The organism is Ferdinandcohnia sp. GQ5, from assembly GCF_059759275.1.
Map to the genome: position 1 here is coordinate 35,422 of NZ_JCAXEW010000004.1, position 17,202 is coordinate 52,623.

A 17,202-nucleotide genomic window follows, 5' to 3' on the forward strand; every position below is an offset into this window, starting at 1 on the left:
AAACATTAATTATTAGAATGGTGGAAAAATTGATAAAAAATGCGGATGATGAGGAAGCAAGGGAAATTATGGGTGGGTGAAGCAACAGATGGGCTATTATGTTTTACAAATAGAAGGGATATTCCAGCAAGAAGGAATTGTTAAACCTGTCGGATTTACTCAAGAAGATGTAAATTTGGATGCCCCTAAATTATTAAGTAGACAAGCACAGTAATAGTGCTTGTCTATTTAGTAATGGTCTTTTTCCATTATTTGATTTGCGGAGTAAGCTCAATAAATGACTGGATACTTTTTAAATTCATTTTTACATTGCCTGCGTAATACGTTAATACGTTTATAACCTAGAATTCAATTACCCGTTTTACTGCTATTAAAAAAGAAAGCATCCTTATTCTTGAACCGCTCCAGTTAAGTAAAGAAATCACCATCAGTTTTCATTTTCCCAGTGAATCTTTTAAAAAAGCATTTAAGTATTCAACATTCGATATTTTTTTATTGCATTCAGTACTGTCAACACAAATAAGATTACCGATGGACTTGTAATAATCCGGATTATTAGATTTTTTCGCTTTTGTTACGGTGGAAAAATAGGCAACATCACCAAAACTATTACAGAAGGAACAAAGATTTTTCTTACTAGTTGGTGTAAATTCGCATTCAATGCCGACCATTTTTCCCTCTAGCTCATAAACTATAAATTTTTTATTATATCCTAGGTCATTCCAGCTTAAATAGGTCAACTGGTTAAGGTCTATATTTGATAAATCAGGTAGTTTAATTTTTTTATGTTTTGGAAACATCTTTTTCAATTGCTGCTGAGTGATTTCTGGAAAGGGTAACAAAAAGTCAGAAAGGTTTTGAATATACTGCTCGTATTCTTTATCAGTTTTCGGTCCTGCAAGAACAAGCATTTCTTTTTGTTCCAATGATGCATTTGGAAATAGATCCAAGATTTTGGCATTGGCCAAGTCAATCACAGCTGCCAAAACATTTTGAGGTACGTTCTTGTTGGTGCTATCTTTAATTAAAGCAATTTGTTTTTTTATAAAATTTAACTGTTCATTTTTAATAAATTTTCCATTCATCTCGTATAACTCCAATCATTTGCTGCAGAATCTCTACTTTTATGATAAACAATGCAGCAAACCACCAAAATGGAAAAGATGAGTTAGAAACGTTTTTTACATACGAACAAGCACTGCCAAAAGATTTTCAACAGTGCTGTTCTCCTACTTTTTATGTGAATAAACGATTTTTTTAATGGTTTCGGTTGAAAGGTAATATTCCTCAGCCAGTTGCTGGATACTGCTGCCACTTATAAAAGAACTTCTAATGGTGTCATTACGGCGATCAAGTAACCGTCTCCCACCACTTGAGGTTCCCCATTTCAGATGTTCCGTTTCCGGCTTGGGAATGTATAACGTTTCCCCTTGAACATATTTTTGGATTTCTAGAATTAGCTTTTCAGGTAAAACTTTGGTTGCATTAATATATTTCAATTTTGCTCGCTCCTTATTTTGATATTTAACAAATAAGGTGCAAAGCCAAAATATTAGAAAGCTTGTTTAGCGATAAAGATAAATGTTCGCCCCATGCAAAGTATCGCCTTTCCAATACTAGGCTTTGCATGAGTGTAAGAAGTACCAGATATTCTTAAGTGATTATCCAACTGTAAGCACCCCCTTTAAAATGAATTATAGAGAAATTTACTAATAGATGAAAGCGTCTTTTTATGATTTTTTTCATTCTTATTTTTTCAACACAAAATGGCCAGATTTACTCCAATGATTCATATCCCTTTAATAATTAATTAACGACAGTTTCTTTCTTAAGGAAATCGGCTGCCTAATTAACGTGATAGTTGTTTTTTATCAAGTTTCCCTAGAGGCGTGTATGGTAGATTCTCAACAATTTTGATCGTTTTGGGAAGTTGGAATCTAGCTACTCTTGGGCGCACTGAGAACCACTGGTTTCCTCTTCATCAGTTCATGAAGGGGATTCAATCGACTGGAACTCACTGGTTTCCTCTTCATCTCGGTTATGAAGGGGATTCAATCGACTGAGAACCACTGGTTTCCTCTTCATCAGTTCATGAAGGGGATTCAATCGACTGGAACTCACTGGTTTCCTCTTCATCAGTTCATGAAGGGGATTCAATCGACTGAGAACCACTGGTTTCCTCTTCATCACGGTCATGAAGGGGATTCAATCGACTGAGAACCACTGGTTTCCTCTTCATCGCGGTCATGAAGGGGATTCAATCGACTGAGACTTGCGGTTTTCCTCTTCATCGCGGTCAGGAAGGGGATTCAATCGACTGAGACTCGCTGGTTTCCTCTTCATCACGGTCATGAAGGGGATTCACTCTCGTGAGACTTGCGGTTTTCCTCTTCATCGCGGTCATGAAGGGGATTCACTCTCGTGAGACTTGCGGTTTTCCTCTTCATCGCGGGCATGAAGGGGATTCAATCGACTGAGACTTGCGGTTTTCCTCTTCATCGCGGTCATGAAGGGGATTCACTCTCGTGAGACTTGCGGTTTTCCTCTTCATCGCGGTCATGAAGGGGATTCAATCGACTGAGACTTGCGGTTTTCCTCTTCATCGCGGTCATGAAGGGGATTCAATCGACTGAGAACCACTGGTTTCCTCTTCATCGCGGTCATGAAGGGGATTCACTCGACTGAGAACCGCTGTTTTCCTCTTCATCACGGCCATGAAGGGGATTCACTCTCGTGAGACTTGCGGTTTTCCTCTTCATCACGGTCATGAAGGGGATTCAATCGACTGAGACTTGCGGTTTTCCTCTTCATCGCGGTCATGAAGGGGATTCAATCGACCGAGACTTGCGGTTTTCCTCTTCATCGCGGTCATGAAGGGGATTCAATCGACTGGGAACCGCTGGTTTCCTCTTCATCGCGGTCTTGAAGGGGATTCATCCACATCGGACTCACCGGTTTCCTCTTCATCACAGTTATAAACTCTTAACAAGCACCTAGTTTTGTTCCACACTTATAAACTCTTACTTTTTTATTAAATACACTACTCCCTCTTCTCGCTCAACTTGAAATGTCAGTTCATCCTCTACATGTAAGACTGTTGCAGCCTCGGAAAGAGTTTCTCCTGATAAAGTAATTCCATATCCGATATTGGCCGGATACCCATATATGTAGCACACTACTTTTCCGTCCTTCATAAATACGATTTGGTTCATGTCTTCGTTCACGGTTTCCTGGATGCGGTCCCATTTATAGCCTACTGTTTCATAGATTGTATCCTTTGGTGTATATGGGCTGAAGGAGTAGACCTTGTCCCATTCGAATGGTGTAACCTCTTTTAGATTTATCGTTTCAACCGATTGTGGGATGGATACGATTTCTTCTTTAAGTAAGTCCTCATTCTTCTCCCACAAGTCCTTTTTAAATAGTAAAAATAGAATCACTATGATTCCTAGAAGGACGATCGTCTTTTTGTACTTCATCAAACTTTCACCTCCACACATACTTCCACAAAAAAGGGCATTAATCCTGCAAGGATTAACACCCTAATCTACTCTATATGTCTTTCAATTGTGAACCAGGCACACAAGCGAACGATGGGAACCAAAAGGGCAACTATTCCGACAAACAGAAGCCCTCCACCATCTAAAAATAGAATCATAGCTAACACGAAGGCTAAAATCGCTTCAAGATTACCAGAGAATCCATTGATCGGTTCATTTCCAACAAATAGTGTTTTCCTGCCTTTTAATGTTCTTGAATAACAATGATCATGGTAAGTCGTGATATAGAAGAAATACGTTGCATTTACAAGATGCGTTTATCTGTGATTTCAGCCGCACATTTTTCACAATAAATACTTTTCACCGTTTCATCCCCTCGGCAATATGTTACCTTGTTTACGGGAGTTTCCATAAAAAGGTTTCATACTATTTAGCGTGGGTGGCCTAGTCTAGTTAATCGCTCATCTAGCATCTCTTTCCACTCATCTGCTAATTCTTCTACCGCCAAAATCTTGTTGATTCCTTCTATATCCCTTGGTCTTTTATAATAAATCTCATTTGCCTCAAGGATCGAGACTTGATTTGGATTTCGTACCTCTAATGAAATCGAAGAATCCTCTCGTACCATGCCTTCTTTTAAAACTCTCGCCAAGTAACCCGTAAAGCCCGTTTGGACCATCATCTTTAAAAGATGAGGATTGTTCGTTCTTTTTGTAATGGTGCTACACGGTATTCTCCCCTGGGTGATTTGAATAACAGCGTCACCGATTTGATAAATGTCTCCGATACAGACATCTTTTTCCTCCATATTCGTAAGGGTTACATTTTCCCCGAAAGTCGGAAGTGCAAACTGAACTAAAAATTCACTTTCCCATAATGAATAGTGCTCATATGGGTAAAAACATACCGCACGGTCAGGACCCCCATGATGCTTTAAATCGGCCACTCCATCTCCACTGAATCCGTCTTTTGTTAAAAAAGCTTCTTCTACTTTCTTTTTTCGGATTGCCGTTATGACTTCTTCGTTCTCTCCGTATGTCATTTTTTCGGGCAGTCCAATTGAAAAATTCTTAATTTCGATTGTCATCTCTCTATTCCCCTCACTAATAGTTTCACTTTATGGATTCCTCCATCAGCCGATTTCGTTGCCCTTTGTAAAACTCACTACTGTATTCAGTTAGAGTTCCCAGCTTTTCAGCAACAGCAAGTGCAAAATCAACATAAGCATGGCCTTGTGCGGTAATGATATGACCAGCTTTCACAACCGGCCCGTATCGAAAATTTACCTCTTCAAAACAACCAAGAAAATGGCGCTGCTTTTGGTGCAGAGTGACTGTATATGGTTTCCCTTCAAGTACTCCTGCTTTTGCTAACACATATGTACCACTGCAAATGGCTGCAGTTAGTTTGTTCTGTTCGTGTAGTGTTTTCGTTATGTCATATAGTTCCAACGTATCTTTGACATGGATCAAGTCTCCACCAGGGATGATGATCCCGTCGTACTCCGTCGGGTCCACTTGTTGATACATTAAATGCGGCACAAATTGAAGACCTGATTCTCCAGTTATCGTTTTGAGCGAGTCAGCAGCGGTTATTATCTGGTGCGTCCCTCTTAGCATTGCGGTCGCTACGGTTATCTCAAATTCAGAAAACGAGTCATAAATGGCGAGTAATATTTTTTTCACAATAAAGCACCCCTTTTACCTAGAAGTTCTACAAGGTTGGAACATTTCCCTTCTAGGATTCTATTATTAAAAGAGGTACGAGTAGAACGTAAAATTATTACTCCATCCCCACTAGTCCTTTAAACATTTCTACGCCGATTTCAATGATTTCATCTCGGAAATCGTATTCGTAGGTATGGATTGATGGATATTTCTCACCATTTCCTATATAAAAATAAGCACCTTTTACAAGCTTTAGATAATGACCATAGTCTTCTGATGCACGGTATGGTGAGGTTAGCTCACGTAGTGGATATTCTTTTACTGCCGCAACTTGTCGCACTTTATTTACCGATTCCTCATGATTAACGGTTTCCGGAAATTCATCCCTATACTCAAAGCTAACGTTAATGCCCTGCTCTTTCCCAAGTCGAGTCGCAAGATCCTCGATTCTTTGCTGAAGCGCATTAAGTTCCGCCTCTTTTTCCGCACGAATGGTTAACCGTAGAACACCATTATGGGCTGCAATCCCGTAATTCTCCGAACCAATATCTACTTGTATAATCGTGCATAGAACGAGTCCATCAAATTTTTCGGGTGAAGCTAACTCGGGTAGAGTCTCAATGATTTTAGCAATTGCAAAAGAAGGATTGACTCCATCTTCAGGCTGGCTAGCGTGGGCTGGTGAACCAACCATTTCAATGGACATCCCTTTTGAGGCACAGTGGGCTGTCCCATCAATCACATACACGGCCTTGAATTCGATGCCAGACATATTGTGGTAGCCGTAAATTTCATCGACTTTTTCTTCAATCATCATTTCAGCGCATTCAATGCCACCTTGTCCCGTTTCTTCTGCATGCTGGAAAAGGAAGATAATATTTTGATCGGCACCCTTTTGATCTACCTCAAGGGCAAATCCAGCTAAAGTAGCGGAATGACCGTCATGCCCACATTTATGGGAAACACCTGGATTGTTTGATTTCCATGGGAGGTCAATTGTTTCCGGAATTGGAAGGGCATCAAAATCCGCTCTAAATGCAATCGTGGGTTGATCCTCACCAACTGTGTATTTCGCATAGAAATAGTTACCCTTGTCGATTATTTCGATATTTGTTGTATGTTTTTGAAGGAAATTAATTATATACTGTTTGGTCCATACCTCTTGATAGGACAATTCAGGATTCATATGTAAATCATGGCGTAACTCAATCGCCAACTCTAGATTTTTTTTATTCACTGTAATCTCTCCCATTGGTTTTCCATTTCTCAATAGTATCTATCCTGCATAGCCTCATTAGGGTGCCAGCCGTTATTGATTATCGCTATCCCGGAGTTTCTCTTTTTGTTCCTTACGATAAAGAAGTCCTTCGTATACGGATTGCTGAGGATTTTCCTCATCGTATACCCAATCGGTAGATATTGAGTTATACAAATTACCCTCATTAAATTTATGTCCCGTAAACTCAAGAGGAATCATCGCTCGAAATACGTCATAACCGCTGCTCCCATCCACTTTTCTCATACTAAACGGATGTATATTCAAGAAGTCTACTAGAGCGCTCGTTATTTTTTCGGACATCTCTTTCATATTTTCCTCATTTAGATCTGTAATGACAAAATCAGTTGTTTCTAGATACCCGTTGATATCCCGTAAATTTGAATATTGGCCGTTCTCGATAAAAGCAAAATAATCATTTATTGCTTTCTCCTTATCGATTGAGATTCCAAAATACTTCATATACAACTCTGGTGCATAATGAAGAAACGCCACATCCATATAATTACTATTCATTCCAACAACCGGTAATCCTCCTGCATCCCCTTGATAAAGGTAAGCATGAAATTGAAGCTCAGGATTAGACTTTGGTGCTACTAGCAATACATCATATCCTTCATCATTCACACCAACCACTTCAATGAACTCAAATTCTTCTTTATAATCACGCTCTAAATCCCCTAACGTAAGCTCTATATTTTTCTTGGTGCGCAGGATGCTAATAAAAGGACACACACTAAAATGACAGCCCATCTACCCTTCTTAAAATAAATCATCGGCATTACTCCTTCAATTTATATGAAACTATCAATTTTGTATGGGGTAAATAGTCAAAGGTCATATAACGTCCAACGTGTTTGCTTTCAATTTTTGTTGATTCAAACCATTCACCGTTCACCTCAACCTCATTCTCCCAACTCTTCCCTAGGTCATCTACATATTCAATGAAACCTTGTCCAGAAGAATAATTTCTTTGAATGACATGTGGAAAATCTTTTATATACGGAACGCTCATATATCCCAAAAATACGGCAAGAGTCGCAAAGGCAAGAAGTGCTCCCGTTAGCTTCATAAAACTCTTAAAATCCCAAGATTGCTTATTCTTAGGTTTTAACTTTCGTTCACGAATTGTCTCGCTACCAATAACAATTATAATCCAAGGTATGATAACAATGGCCAACAGAACAATCGCCAAACAAAAAATAAACGTGAACCAATAGGACCACATTCTTTTTCACTCCCCCTGTCTATCCTTGATGAATAACGTTAATTCCATTCTACTGGAAATTGAGCATTGTATAAATAAAAAATCGACAAGCAAGACACTTGTCGATTACATTGTTTATAGTTTTAAGACAACCTTGATACAGTTGTCTTCCCTGTCGTTGAAAATTTTATAGGCATGACTTGCTTCATCTAAAGGGACCTTGTGTGTGATGATATCAGTTGGATTGAATTCCTTGTTAACGATTTTTTTGTAGAGCTCTGGCATAAAGTGAACGACAGGAGCTTGTCCCATTTTTAGTGTGATGTTACGTGAGAAAAAAGCACCTAATGGGAACATATTATAATTCGCACCGTATACTCCAGTCAGCTGTACTGTACCGCCTTTTCGAACAGCCTTTGTCGAAATTTGAATCGGCCCAAGTGTTCCACCTTGTAGCTTCAGCTTTTGCTCGATTAATTCTAGAGGTGACTTTTTCCCGTCCATACCAACACAATCAATCACGACATCAGCCCCACCACTCGTGATTTCCTTTAAATGTTCTCCCATATCATCATGCTTTGTAAAATCAAATATCTCTACTTTATTTGTTGCTTTGGCGTGTTCCATGCGGTAGCCGATATAATCCACTGCGATGACCCGTTTCGCCCCTTTCATCCAAGCGAATTTTTGTGCCATTAAACCAACCGGGCCACAGCCTAGAACGATTACCGTATCGCCCTCCTTCACGCCTGCATTCACCACACTCCAATAAGCGGTTGGTAGAACATCACTTAAAAAGAGTAAAGCCTCATCTTCTAATTCACAGTCTACTGGAACTTTAAAAGGAGTAAAATTCCCAAATGGAACTCGCATGTATTCGGCCTGGCCACCTGGGTGGTCGCCAAATTTTTCCGAGTAGCCAAAATAGCCTCCTGAATCGTAATGGGGATTGGCATTATCACATTGACTTTCTAATTCGTGTTCACAGTAATAACACTTTCCACATGCAACTGTAAATGGAACAATAACACGGTCGCCTTTCTTTACATGTGTTACATCAGGTCCTACCTCTTCGACAATCCCCATTGGCTCATGCCCTATTACATAACCGTCTGGCAAAGGAAAATTCCCTTGATATAGATGGAGATCGGATCCGCAAATGGCGGTTGATGTGATGCGGACAATGACGTCATCGCTTTTAATAATTTTGGGAGCTTCTACCTCTTTGACTTTTACTTTATATGGATTCTGATACGTAACAGCCTTCATTTACACACTCCATTCTCGATCGTTTACAGGTTATTTTTTTACATTGCGTGAGAAGTTATGCTAAAGGGCTTTTGGCATAAAAATCCTGCGTTCGTAAAAGCTAAAAAATGGTGAAATAAAATAATTGACATACTTGTATATACAGGTTAAACTGAAAACGTAATCAAAACCTGTATAGACAGGTTTTTGGATAAAAATATCCTTTAGTTTAAGGGGGAAAATACATGAGTAAGTACACAGATCCTGCAAAGGAACTGCTTGACCATATTGGTGGGAAAGAGAACGTTGCTGCTGTCACACATTGTGCAACTAGAATGCGCTTCGTTTTAAACGATCCAAAAAACGCAGATATAGAAAAAATTGAAGGAATTGGGCTAGTAAAGGGTACCTTTACACAAGCAGGGCAATTCCAGGTTATCATCGGAAATGAAGTTGCTTCTTTTTATAATGAGTTCGTCAAACACGCTGGTGTTGAAGGAACGAGTAAGGAAGAAGCAAAGGTTGCTGCTAAGCAGAATATGAACTGGCTACAACGAATGATGGGTCACTTAGCTGACATTTTCACACCGCTTATTCCAGCCCTTGTAGTTGGGGGTCTGATTTTAGGTTTCCGAAATGTAATCGGTGAAATTGATTTAGTTGATAACGGTACAAAAACAATCGTTGAAACCTCTCAATTCTGGGCTGGTGTTCATGCATTCCTCTGGTTAATTGGTGAAGCTATCTTCCACTTCTTACCTGTCGGAATCACTTGGTCAATCACGCGTAAAATGGGAACCTCACAAATTCTTGGAATTGTGCTAGGGATTACCCTTGTATCTCCACAATTGCTAAATGCATACGCAGTGCCAAATGCTGAAGAAATTCCTGTTTGGGATTTTGGATTCACAACTATTGAAATGATTGGGTATCAAGCACAGGTTATTCCAGCTATACTAGCTGCGTTTGTACTTGTATTCTTAGAGCGTTGGTTACGTAAGATTTCACCAAATGCGATCTCAATGATTATTGTTCCATTTTTTGCACTTGTTCCGACTGTCTTAATTGCTCATACTGTTCTTGGACCAATCGGTTGGACAATTGGTTCTTGGATTTCTGATGTTGTATACACAAGCCTAACCTCAGCCTTTGGTTGGTTATTCGCAGCAATCTTTGGATTTGCATATGCACCACTTGTTATCACTGGTTTACACCATATGACAAATGCGATCGACCTTCAATTAATGAGTGAATTTAACGGAACAAACCTATGGCCAATGATTGCCTTATCTAATATTGCGCAAGGTTCTGCCGTACTTGCAATGATTTATATTAATCGTAAAAATGAAGAGGAAAAACAAGTTTCCATCCCAGCATGTATCTCGTGTTATCTCGGTGTAACAGAGCCTGCGATGTTTGGTATTAACTTAAAATACGGCTTCCCATTCCTTGCTGCGATGCTCGGCTCAATGGTAGCAGCCATCATCTCTGTAGGTAGTGGAGTTATGGCGAACTCAATCGGAGTTGGTGGAATACCTGGAATTTTATCCATCCAGGCTGGTGACTGGCTAATGTTTGCGATTGCGATGCTTGTAGCGATTGTCGTTCCATTTATTTTAACTGTCATCTTCGCAAAAGCTAATGTTGGCAAAATTTCATTTGGTAAAAAATAAAACGTGTGGGAGGGGAAATTACCCCTCCCTTTTTTCGCATTAACGCGGTAAAATGAGAATAATTAAATATTACCATCGATTGGGGATTCTTTCATGAATAACAAGTATCTAACAATCTATAGCGATTTAGTAGAAGAAATTAAAAATGGAAACATCAAAGCGAATAGTCTTTTACCTTCTGAAAATGAATTAAAGGAAGTATACAATACCTCTCGTGAAACGATTCGAAAGGCACTGAACCTGCTTTCACAAAATGGGTATATTCAAAAAATGAAGGGCAAAGGCTCTATCGTGATTGACGTGAATAAGTTTGATTTTCCGGTATCAGGGCTTGTGAGCTTCAAAGAGCTAGCCGAAAAAATGGGGCAAAGACCGATAACGCATGTGCATGAGTTGACGGTCGGTAAGCCGGATACATTTATTAAGCAACAGCTTCAGCTTTCTAGTAAAGACCAGGTGTGGAAAGTCGTTCGCACAAGGGAAATGGGCGGCGAAAAAATTATTTTGGACAAGGATTTTATTTCACGAAAGTTTGTCCCCGAGCTTACGAAGGAGATTTGTGAAGAATCGATTTATGCCTATTTGGAGAATGAACTGAAGATTACCATCAGTTTTGCAAAGAAGGAAATTACGGTCGTGGAACCAACAGATGAAGACCGAGAGCGACTAGATCTAGATGGCTTTCATAATGTCGTTGTTATCAAAAACTATGTGTATCTAGATAATGCGAGCTTATTTCAATATACAGAGTCTCGCCATCGCCCGGACAAATTCCGATTTGTCGATTTTGCAAGGCGGACACATGTGTAGATTGTAGCTGGGGTTTTCTGAGGCAAGGTAAACTGAAACAAGGCGGTTGAGAACTTCTAAATGGCATTTACTGGTTTGGATATGGATATCTTTAGGAGACTGTGTACTTGTTTATGACGTTAACTGGTTCAGAAATGGATATATTTAGGATAATGCATGCTAATTTATGCTGTTATCTGGTTCGTAAATGGATATATTTAGGAGATACCATGCTTGTTTATGCCGTTAACTGGTTCGGATATGGATATCTTTAGGAGATACCGTACTTGTTTATGCCGTTATCTGGTTCGGATATGGATATCTTTAGGAGATACCGTGCTTGTTTATGCCGTTATCTGGTTCGGATATGGATATCTTTAGGAGATACCGTGCTTGTTTATGCCGTTATCTGGTTTGGATATGGATATCTTTAGGAGATACCGTACTTGTTTACGCTGTTAACTGGTTCGGATATGGATATCTTTAGGAGATGCCATGCTAGTTTATGCCGTTATCTGGTTCGTAAATGGATATATTTAGGAGATACCGTACTTATTTATACAGTTAACTGGTTCGGATATGGATATATTTAGGAGATACCGTGCTTGTTTATGCCGTTATCTGGTTCAGAAATGGATATATTTAGGATAATGCATGCTAGTTAATGCCGTTACCTGGTTCGGATATGGATATCTTTAGGAGATACCGTGCTTATTTATACAGTTAACTGGTTCGGATATGGATATATTTAGGAGATACCGTGCTTGTTTATGCCGTTATCTGGTTCAGAAATGGATATATTTAGGATAATGCATGCTAGTTTATGCTATTATCTGTTTCACAAATGGATATTATTAGGAAATACTGGCTAGTTAATGCTATTATCTGTTTCACAAATGGATATTACTAGGAGAATGGGAACCTGATAAAGCCGTTAGTCGGTTTAAAATTTAATAATATAGGATAGCACTTTCCGCAAGGGGTCCAACTGGACCCCTTTTTCAGTTTTTCCCGCACAAAAACAGGATGGCCCTTTGAAGGATCATCCTGTTTTTTCGTAATTAGCGAACTGTTTTTAAAGCGCCGCTCCAAGATACAACTTGGTCTAGCATTAAGTTTACGTTGTCTAGGTGTAGGTCTTGTGGTTTGAACTCTGAACCATTTTCGAAATCTGTGAATAATGAAAGTGTTGGATGTGTACGAACGTCTGCGATCATTAATTCACCCATGATTCCACGTAGGTGTTCAGCAGCACGTGCACCACCAGTTGAACCGTAGCTTACGATACCAGCAGCTTTGTTGTTCCAAGCTTCACGAGCTAGGTCTAACGCATTTTTCAATGCACCAGTGATAGAGTGGTTATATTCTTGAACGATGAATACGAATCCATCAAGATTAGCTAATTTTTCATTCCAAGCAGCGATTCCAGGTGCATCAGCTTCACCTAAGAATGGTAATTTGAAGTCTGCGATATCTACGATTTCGTAGTTTGCATCTCCACGCTTATCAGCGATTTCCTTTACCCATGCTCCTACTTGAGGACTTACGCGTCCTTGACGAGTACTACCTAAAATAATACCAATGTTTAATTTTTCGTTTGACATTACTTGTTCCTCCTTTTGTTGATTACCAAAAAGTTTATCTAGTAAACCCATGATGTACTCTCCTTTTTATATATTAAAGGCTATTTTTGTAAAATACCTTTAATTTATTTATCTTCGAAGTATTTATCTTAACTTCAAGATAAATATTATATCAAATTGATTTTAAAGTCAACCCAAAGACATGTAAATAATTTGTTTATTTTTTATGAAAAACAAAAAACGCTTATAACATGATAAGCGCTATTTTCTAATTCCTTATTCATCTAGGTTTTCTTCTTGTCGTTTTATTCTCAAATAGCGGATATATAGGATTGGGATGAGACCACAAACAAATATTATTCCCCCCATAATCAATCCATCCAGTATTCCAAACCCATTCGTAAAGTTAACAGCAATACCTATAATGACCGAAATGGCTGTTAAGATTAGTAGAGAGAGAACGGTCCCTTTTTTAGGCGATTTTTCACTACTTTCATGGTCTACACTGATATTCATTGAAAGATATACGGAAACAATGGTTGTGATCATAAATACAATCCATAAAGGATTTTGCCTCATCCCTTCCATCCCTTTTGTGAATAAATCATATCCCAATATCCCGAGAATCCCAATTGTTTGAATGATATACGCGGTTCGAACATTTTGTAAGTTTTTTAAAATTAAACGCTCATCCTTTATTTTTTTCATTTCATACCACTCTCCTTTTCGACCCAAAATATTTCATCCAATGTTTTATGAACGGCGTAACATATATCCAGACACAACTTTAAGGTTGGATTGTATTTTCCTTTTTCTATTAAACTAATTGTTTGTCGGGTAACTCCAATTTTCTCGGCTAATTGCTGCTGGGTTAAGTTTGCTTGTATTCGAGCAATCTTCACGTTGTTTTCCAAATGATGTAATCCCTCCTTAAATTTTATTGTAACATATATATTACATTACGCAATATATATATTACACCCAAAAGAATAAAAAAGACCAAATCGAAATTTGATTTGATCCAAGTGATAGTTATCGAATCGGGTTGCCTGCACGTATTTTTTCTGGAATATGTCTTCTAATCGCAAATATAAGTTCACCAAGAAAATACAAGGCTACTGTTGGCCAGATCAAAGCCCAGAAACCTCCAACAGCCTCATACAAAGTGACAAGCCTTGGATGAACATAAGCTAGGCACAAAAGAGAAAGCGTAATCCAGCAAATGGAATAGGAGAAACAAATATGGCCTTGCAGTTGGAACTTATGCCCTGAGTAGTCCCACCATTTCCGACCGAAAAACCACTCAAGCAGGAATCCGCTGCAATACTCCACTAACGTTGGGATTAGAAAACAGAGAGCCAACACAACTGTCCAATGCATATCTTTACCTATTAACAGAATGAGCAACAATGGTGCGAACCCGTACATGGGCTTAAATGGCCCGAAGAAAAAGTTATCCTTAAAGAACACTCGCTTCCTTGCATAGCTATAGCTATTTTCCAAAAGCCAACCGAAAAATGAATAAATGGTAAAGAAAAAGACAATTGCCATCACTCCATCCCAGGAAAACAGGATCGGCATCTCAAAATCAAAACCACTTACTAAACCCTGAAACATTCACAAATCACCTCAAGGAAAATATTCCTAATTAGGATTTACAGACTCAAATGAAAATATACAAGAGTAGTACCGGTTACTACCTAGAAGACAATTGCCCCCTATCTTTTCAAAAAGAGCGCCCAGTTCAATTAAAAGAAACTGGGCACTACTTTAATTGGGACGTTATCGTGATTCTTTTGGAGGTTGGCAAACGTCACATTTACGTTGATGATTATTTTTAAATTTTGTAAATGTCTTTTCAAAATTGTTCCCACATGCACATTTAAATAATAATTTTTGAGAAAAACCGTGATATTCTGTCGTGAGCAACTTGCTCTCCGAATTTTTTTCAACAAATTCGTTAATTTTGCCGATTGTCCATCGTTTATTCATTCTTAACACCTCATATATTAGATCGCTAGACGAAGTCTTTTCCAAGTACCCGTTCTACTTAGCCTCTAATTATAGCATGTGCTTTTTGACAATAAAATAGTTTGGAATTGAGAACCTTTCTTTTATATCTTCGAAATAGGAACTCAGCGTATCAGGAAATGGAAAAAGCATTCCTCATTACGAGAAATGCTCTATCCTTTGTATGTTTAGATTGTAAATGGTTTGTTAGGCTTCATAGTTAAATTGCCATTGGATGTTGTACTTGTCAGTCAGGCTTCCGTACATTTTGCTCCATGGTACTTCTTGCAGCTCCATTTGAACAGTACCGCCCTCTTTTAACTTTTCGAAGGCATCTTTCATTGCTGCCTCATCACTACTTATATATGCTAGGGTAAAATTGTTGCCCTCCCGATATTCCATTCCTGGAAAATTGTCAGAAAACATTAATTTGCTTCCAGCGATTTCTAAGTTCGTGTGCATGATCAAATCCTTTGTTCCTGGAGGCAATTCTTCTTCAGAGTGCACCGATCCAAAAGTCATAAAATTTGGTTCTTCTGTTCCAAACACTTTTGCGTAAAATTCAACAACCTCACGTGTATTACCATCAAACACTAAGTAGGGATTCAAAGCCATAATATCACTCCTATAATTGATTTGTATGTATGTCTAAATTTTAACATTTCAAAGTAACGATTGCAAACATATGTTCTAAGATTTTCTTATCTATTTATGACTTGTATGTTCTAGCTTTTCTACTATGCTATCTAAAACCAAATCTACATTAGCATAACCATTATATCGAACAAATATAACTTCTCTTCCTCTAGAAGCAAATACTTCTTTCATATACTCATCTTCACGAACAATCAGAAGGTCAAAGTCGGGATGCTTCGTTTCAACGTAATCTTCAACGGGATTTTCATGTCTATACCAATCTATTAAATCAAAAACTAGATTATCCGCCATGGCTGGAATAGTGAGTTGATAGTAATTTGTAGAAATGCTTGGTGAATATTCACCGCTCAACCCTTTCCACACTTCCCCTGGAACTACCCCACTTTCATCTGTATCATATTGGACAGGTGCAAACGGACTCCATTTAGATGTGTAGCGATTGGCCCAATCGATATCATCGATAAAATATTTTTCACGAACTAAAGCAGGATTCTGCTCTATATCTGCTAACCTCACAATTGGTAAGTCTGTACTTTCTCCAGGCAATATAATCGTTTTATGATTTAAGAGCTGTACAAATGGCATAATAGCTGTCAACCCAAGAAGCAATGTAAAAAGAAAAGTGATTGTCGAATGTAATCGTTGGTGTTTCTTCCAAGGTGCGTGATGATCAATCGATTTCCCTTCAATCAAATCGTTTCTTAGTGCACGAATGGATAGTGCCGCTCGCAATGAAGTATAAGCTTGATATCCGATAAAGATGGATAGTATCGTTTGTTGAATAGCAATTCCTTCAACTAAAGTACGGATTGGTGTCCCATCAAGAAACCAAACAGCGGACACCATAGCAATCATGATGAGTAACGCGACAACAACCATACCTGCATTAAAGGCCAACTTTTTATCAAGTGCTTCTAGGGTATACGATTGCTCCGCAGGATCTGTATGTATTTCTGGAGCATTTCGCTCGACTGGTGAAGAAAACACATGAAAAAATTGATAGCCTGTCACATAGTCCCAACCACTTTCTGCATACATTTCGATCTGCTCAGGTCTCATTCTCTTTTTCATGGATACTTCAATTCTGTACTTCATTTTCTTCGGTTCAACCTTTTCAAAGTGAGCAAAATGAATCCCCATTTTTTTTAGATGTAAACCTTGTGACGCCATGTCAGCAAACCAACTCTCATGCTCACCGATGCTCCAATAGTCACTTGGACGTAATTTACGGACGACCTTATCCATTTTCATCACCTGCCTCTAAAATTTTCCCATCCTGAATTTGAGATTTTAATCGGCTGTACTCCACTCGTAATGCTTGTTCGCCTTCTGGTGTAATTTCATAGGTTTTTCGTCTTCCATCATCTTCTGCTAAGGAAATCAGGCCATCCTTCTGCATTCGTGAAAGGACTCCGTATAGAGTACCAGGGCCCATTTTCACCCTACCATTCGAAACTTCCGTAATGGCTTGCATCAGCTGATACCCATGATTAGGATGCATTAGCGCTAATAGAACATAGTACATCGCTTCCGTCATTGGCCCCCCATTATATGCCATTCCTTACACCCCTTCTTTCGGTGGGACACAGGGA

At 38.8% G+C, this 17,202-nt stretch carries 23 protein-coding genes; 6 read left to right on the plus strand and 17 right to left on the minus strand.

Annotated elements, in window-relative coordinates:
- Positions 1-88 precede the first annotated feature (88 nt).
- Positions 89-214, plus strand: a complete 126-nt coding sequence (locus AC6CHV_RS06165; RefSeq protein WP_498078334.1) for a hypothetical protein — start codon at positions 89-91, stop codon at positions 212-214.
- 220 nt (positions 215-434) lie between these two features.
- Here AC6CHV_RS06165 and AC6CHV_RS06170 read toward each other — a convergent pair whose 3' ends face one another.
- The 9 genes from AC6CHV_RS06170 to AC6CHV_RS06210 form a co-directional block, all read right to left on the minus strand.
- Complete coding sequence (locus AC6CHV_RS06170; RefSeq protein WP_341330146.1) at positions 435-1,085, minus strand: FusB/FusC family EF-G-binding protein; 651 nt, start codon at positions 1,083-1,085, stop codon at positions 435-437.
- Between the two features lie 144 nt (positions 1,086-1,229).
- Positions 1,230-1,499 carry a CD3324 family protein gene (locus AC6CHV_RS06175; RefSeq protein WP_121449038.1) on the minus strand — a complete coding sequence of 90 codons (270 nt, stop codon included), beginning with the start codon at positions 1,497-1,499 and terminating at the stop codon, positions 1,230-1,232.
- A gap of 1,521 nt (positions 1,500-3,020) precedes the next feature.
- Positions 3,021-3,479, minus strand: a complete 459-nt coding sequence (locus tag AC6CHV_RS06180) for a hypothetical protein (RefSeq protein ID WP_440272751.1) — start codon at positions 3,477-3,479, stop codon at positions 3,021-3,023.
- A gap of 451 nt (positions 3,480-3,930) precedes the next feature.
- Positions 3,931-4,587 carry an MOSC domain-containing protein gene (locus AC6CHV_RS06185; protein ID WP_341330144.1) on the minus strand — a complete coding sequence of 219 codons (657 nt, stop codon included), beginning with the start codon at positions 4,585-4,587 and terminating at the stop codon, positions 3,931-3,933.
- A gap of 25 nt (positions 4,588-4,612) precedes the next feature.
- The gene (locus AC6CHV_RS06190; RefSeq protein WP_121449041.1) at positions 4,613-5,185 is read right to left on the minus strand and encodes a DJ-1/PfpI family protein; all 573 of its coding nucleotides are present in this window, start codon (positions 5,183-5,185) and stop codon (positions 4,613-4,615) included.
- 97 nt (positions 5,186-5,282) lie between these two features.
- Positions 5,283-6,404 (minus strand): M20 metallopeptidase family protein, encoded by a 1,122-nt coding sequence (locus AC6CHV_RS06195; protein ID WP_121449071.1) that lies wholly within the window; start codon positions 6,402-6,404, stop codon positions 5,283-5,285.
- Between the two features lie 72 nt (positions 6,405-6,476).
- Positions 6,477-7,196 (minus strand): hypothetical protein, encoded by a 720-nt coding sequence (locus tag AC6CHV_RS06200; RefSeq protein ID WP_121449042.1) that lies wholly within the window; start codon positions 7,194-7,196, stop codon positions 6,477-6,479.
- Between the two features lie 28 nt (positions 7,197-7,224).
- Complete coding sequence (locus AC6CHV_RS06205; RefSeq protein WP_121449043.1) at positions 7,225-7,671, minus strand: hypothetical protein; 447 nt, start codon at positions 7,669-7,671, stop codon at positions 7,225-7,227.
- A 114-nt stretch (positions 7,672-7,785) separates the two neighbouring features.
- Entirely contained in the window at positions 7,786-8,919 is a 1,134-nt protein-coding gene (locus AC6CHV_RS06210; RefSeq protein ID WP_121449044.1) for a zinc-dependent alcohol dehydrogenase, read from the minus strand.
- 224 nt (positions 8,920-9,143) lie between these two features.
- Between AC6CHV_RS06210 and treP the strand changes: the two genes are divergently transcribed.
- The 5 genes from treP to AC6CHV_RS06235 all read left to right on the plus strand — a co-directional run bounded on the left by treP (position 9,144) and on the right by AC6CHV_RS06235 (position 11,953).
- Positions 9,144-10,571, plus strand: a complete 1,428-nt coding sequence (treP, locus tag AC6CHV_RS06215; RefSeq protein ID WP_498078335.1) for a PTS system trehalose-specific EIIBC component — start codon at positions 9,144-9,146, stop codon at positions 10,569-10,571.
- Positions 10,572-10,664: 93 nt separating this feature from the next.
- The gene (gene treR / locus AC6CHV_RS06220; protein ID WP_121449046.1) at positions 10,665-11,381 is read left to right on the plus strand and encodes a trehalose operon repressor; all 717 of its coding nucleotides are present in this window, start codon (positions 10,665-10,667) and stop codon (positions 11,379-11,381) included.
- Between the two features lie 107 nt (positions 11,382-11,488).
- On the plus strand, positions 11,489-11,635 hold the full coding sequence (locus tag AC6CHV_RS06225; RefSeq protein WP_498078336.1) for a hypothetical protein: 147 nt from the start codon (positions 11,489-11,491) through the stop codon (positions 11,633-11,635).
- A gap of 12 nt (positions 11,636-11,647) precedes the next feature.
- Positions 11,648-11,794: a hypothetical protein gene (locus AC6CHV_RS06230; protein ID WP_498078337.1), complete on the plus strand. Its 147-nt coding sequence runs from the start codon at positions 11,648-11,650 to the stop codon at positions 11,792-11,794.
- 12 nt (positions 11,795-11,806) lie between these two features.
- Complete coding sequence (locus AC6CHV_RS06235; protein ID WP_498078338.1) at positions 11,807-11,953, plus strand: hypothetical protein; 147 nt, start codon at positions 11,807-11,809, stop codon at positions 11,951-11,953.
- 468 nt (positions 11,954-12,421) lie between these two features.
- Here the strand turns inward: AC6CHV_RS06235 and AC6CHV_RS06240 are convergent, their stop codons facing one another.
- From AC6CHV_RS06240 to AC6CHV_RS06275, 8 genes are all read right to left on the minus strand, one after another.
- Positions 12,422-13,015 carry an NADPH-dependent FMN reductase gene (locus AC6CHV_RS06240; protein ID WP_099355375.1) on the minus strand — a complete coding sequence of 198 codons (594 nt, stop codon included), beginning with the start codon at positions 13,013-13,015 and terminating at the stop codon, positions 12,422-12,424.
- A gap of 204 nt (positions 13,016-13,219) precedes the next feature.
- On the minus strand, positions 13,220-13,651 hold the full coding sequence (locus AC6CHV_RS06245; protein WP_341330135.1) for a hypothetical protein: 432 nt from the start codon (positions 13,649-13,651) through the stop codon (positions 13,220-13,222).
- Positions 13,648-13,857: a helix-turn-helix transcriptional regulator gene (locus AC6CHV_RS06250; RefSeq protein WP_341330134.1), complete on the minus strand. Its 210-nt coding sequence runs from the start codon at positions 13,855-13,857 to the stop codon at positions 13,648-13,650. The genes AC6CHV_RS06245 and AC6CHV_RS06250 overlap by 4 nt, the downstream gene beginning before the upstream one ends.
- Positions 13,858-13,975: 118 nt before the next feature.
- Positions 13,976-14,560 (minus strand): putative ABC transporter permease, encoded by a 585-nt coding sequence (locus tag AC6CHV_RS06255; RefSeq protein ID WP_498078339.1) that lies wholly within the window; start codon positions 14,558-14,560, stop codon positions 13,976-13,978.
- Between the two features lie 165 nt (positions 14,561-14,725).
- Positions 14,726-14,935 (minus strand): hypothetical protein, encoded by a 210-nt coding sequence (locus AC6CHV_RS06260; RefSeq protein ID WP_498078340.1) that lies wholly within the window; start codon positions 14,933-14,935, stop codon positions 14,726-14,728.
- A 225-nt stretch (positions 14,936-15,160) separates the two neighbouring features.
- Complete coding sequence (locus AC6CHV_RS06265; RefSeq protein ID WP_121449051.1) at positions 15,161-15,568, minus strand: VOC family protein; 408 nt, start codon at positions 15,566-15,568, stop codon at positions 15,161-15,163.
- A gap of 90 nt (positions 15,569-15,658) precedes the next feature.
- A complete protein-coding gene (locus AC6CHV_RS06270; RefSeq protein WP_498078341.1) occupies positions 15,659-16,855 on the minus strand; it encodes a DUF2812 domain-containing protein in 1,197 nt (398 codons plus the stop codon).
- Positions 16,848-17,168, minus strand: a complete 321-nt coding sequence (locus tag AC6CHV_RS06275; protein ID WP_341330131.1) for a PadR family transcriptional regulator — start codon at positions 17,166-17,168, stop codon at positions 16,848-16,850. The genes AC6CHV_RS06270 and AC6CHV_RS06275 overlap by 8 nt, the downstream gene beginning before the upstream one ends.
- Positions 17,169-17,202: the final 34 nt, after the last annotated feature.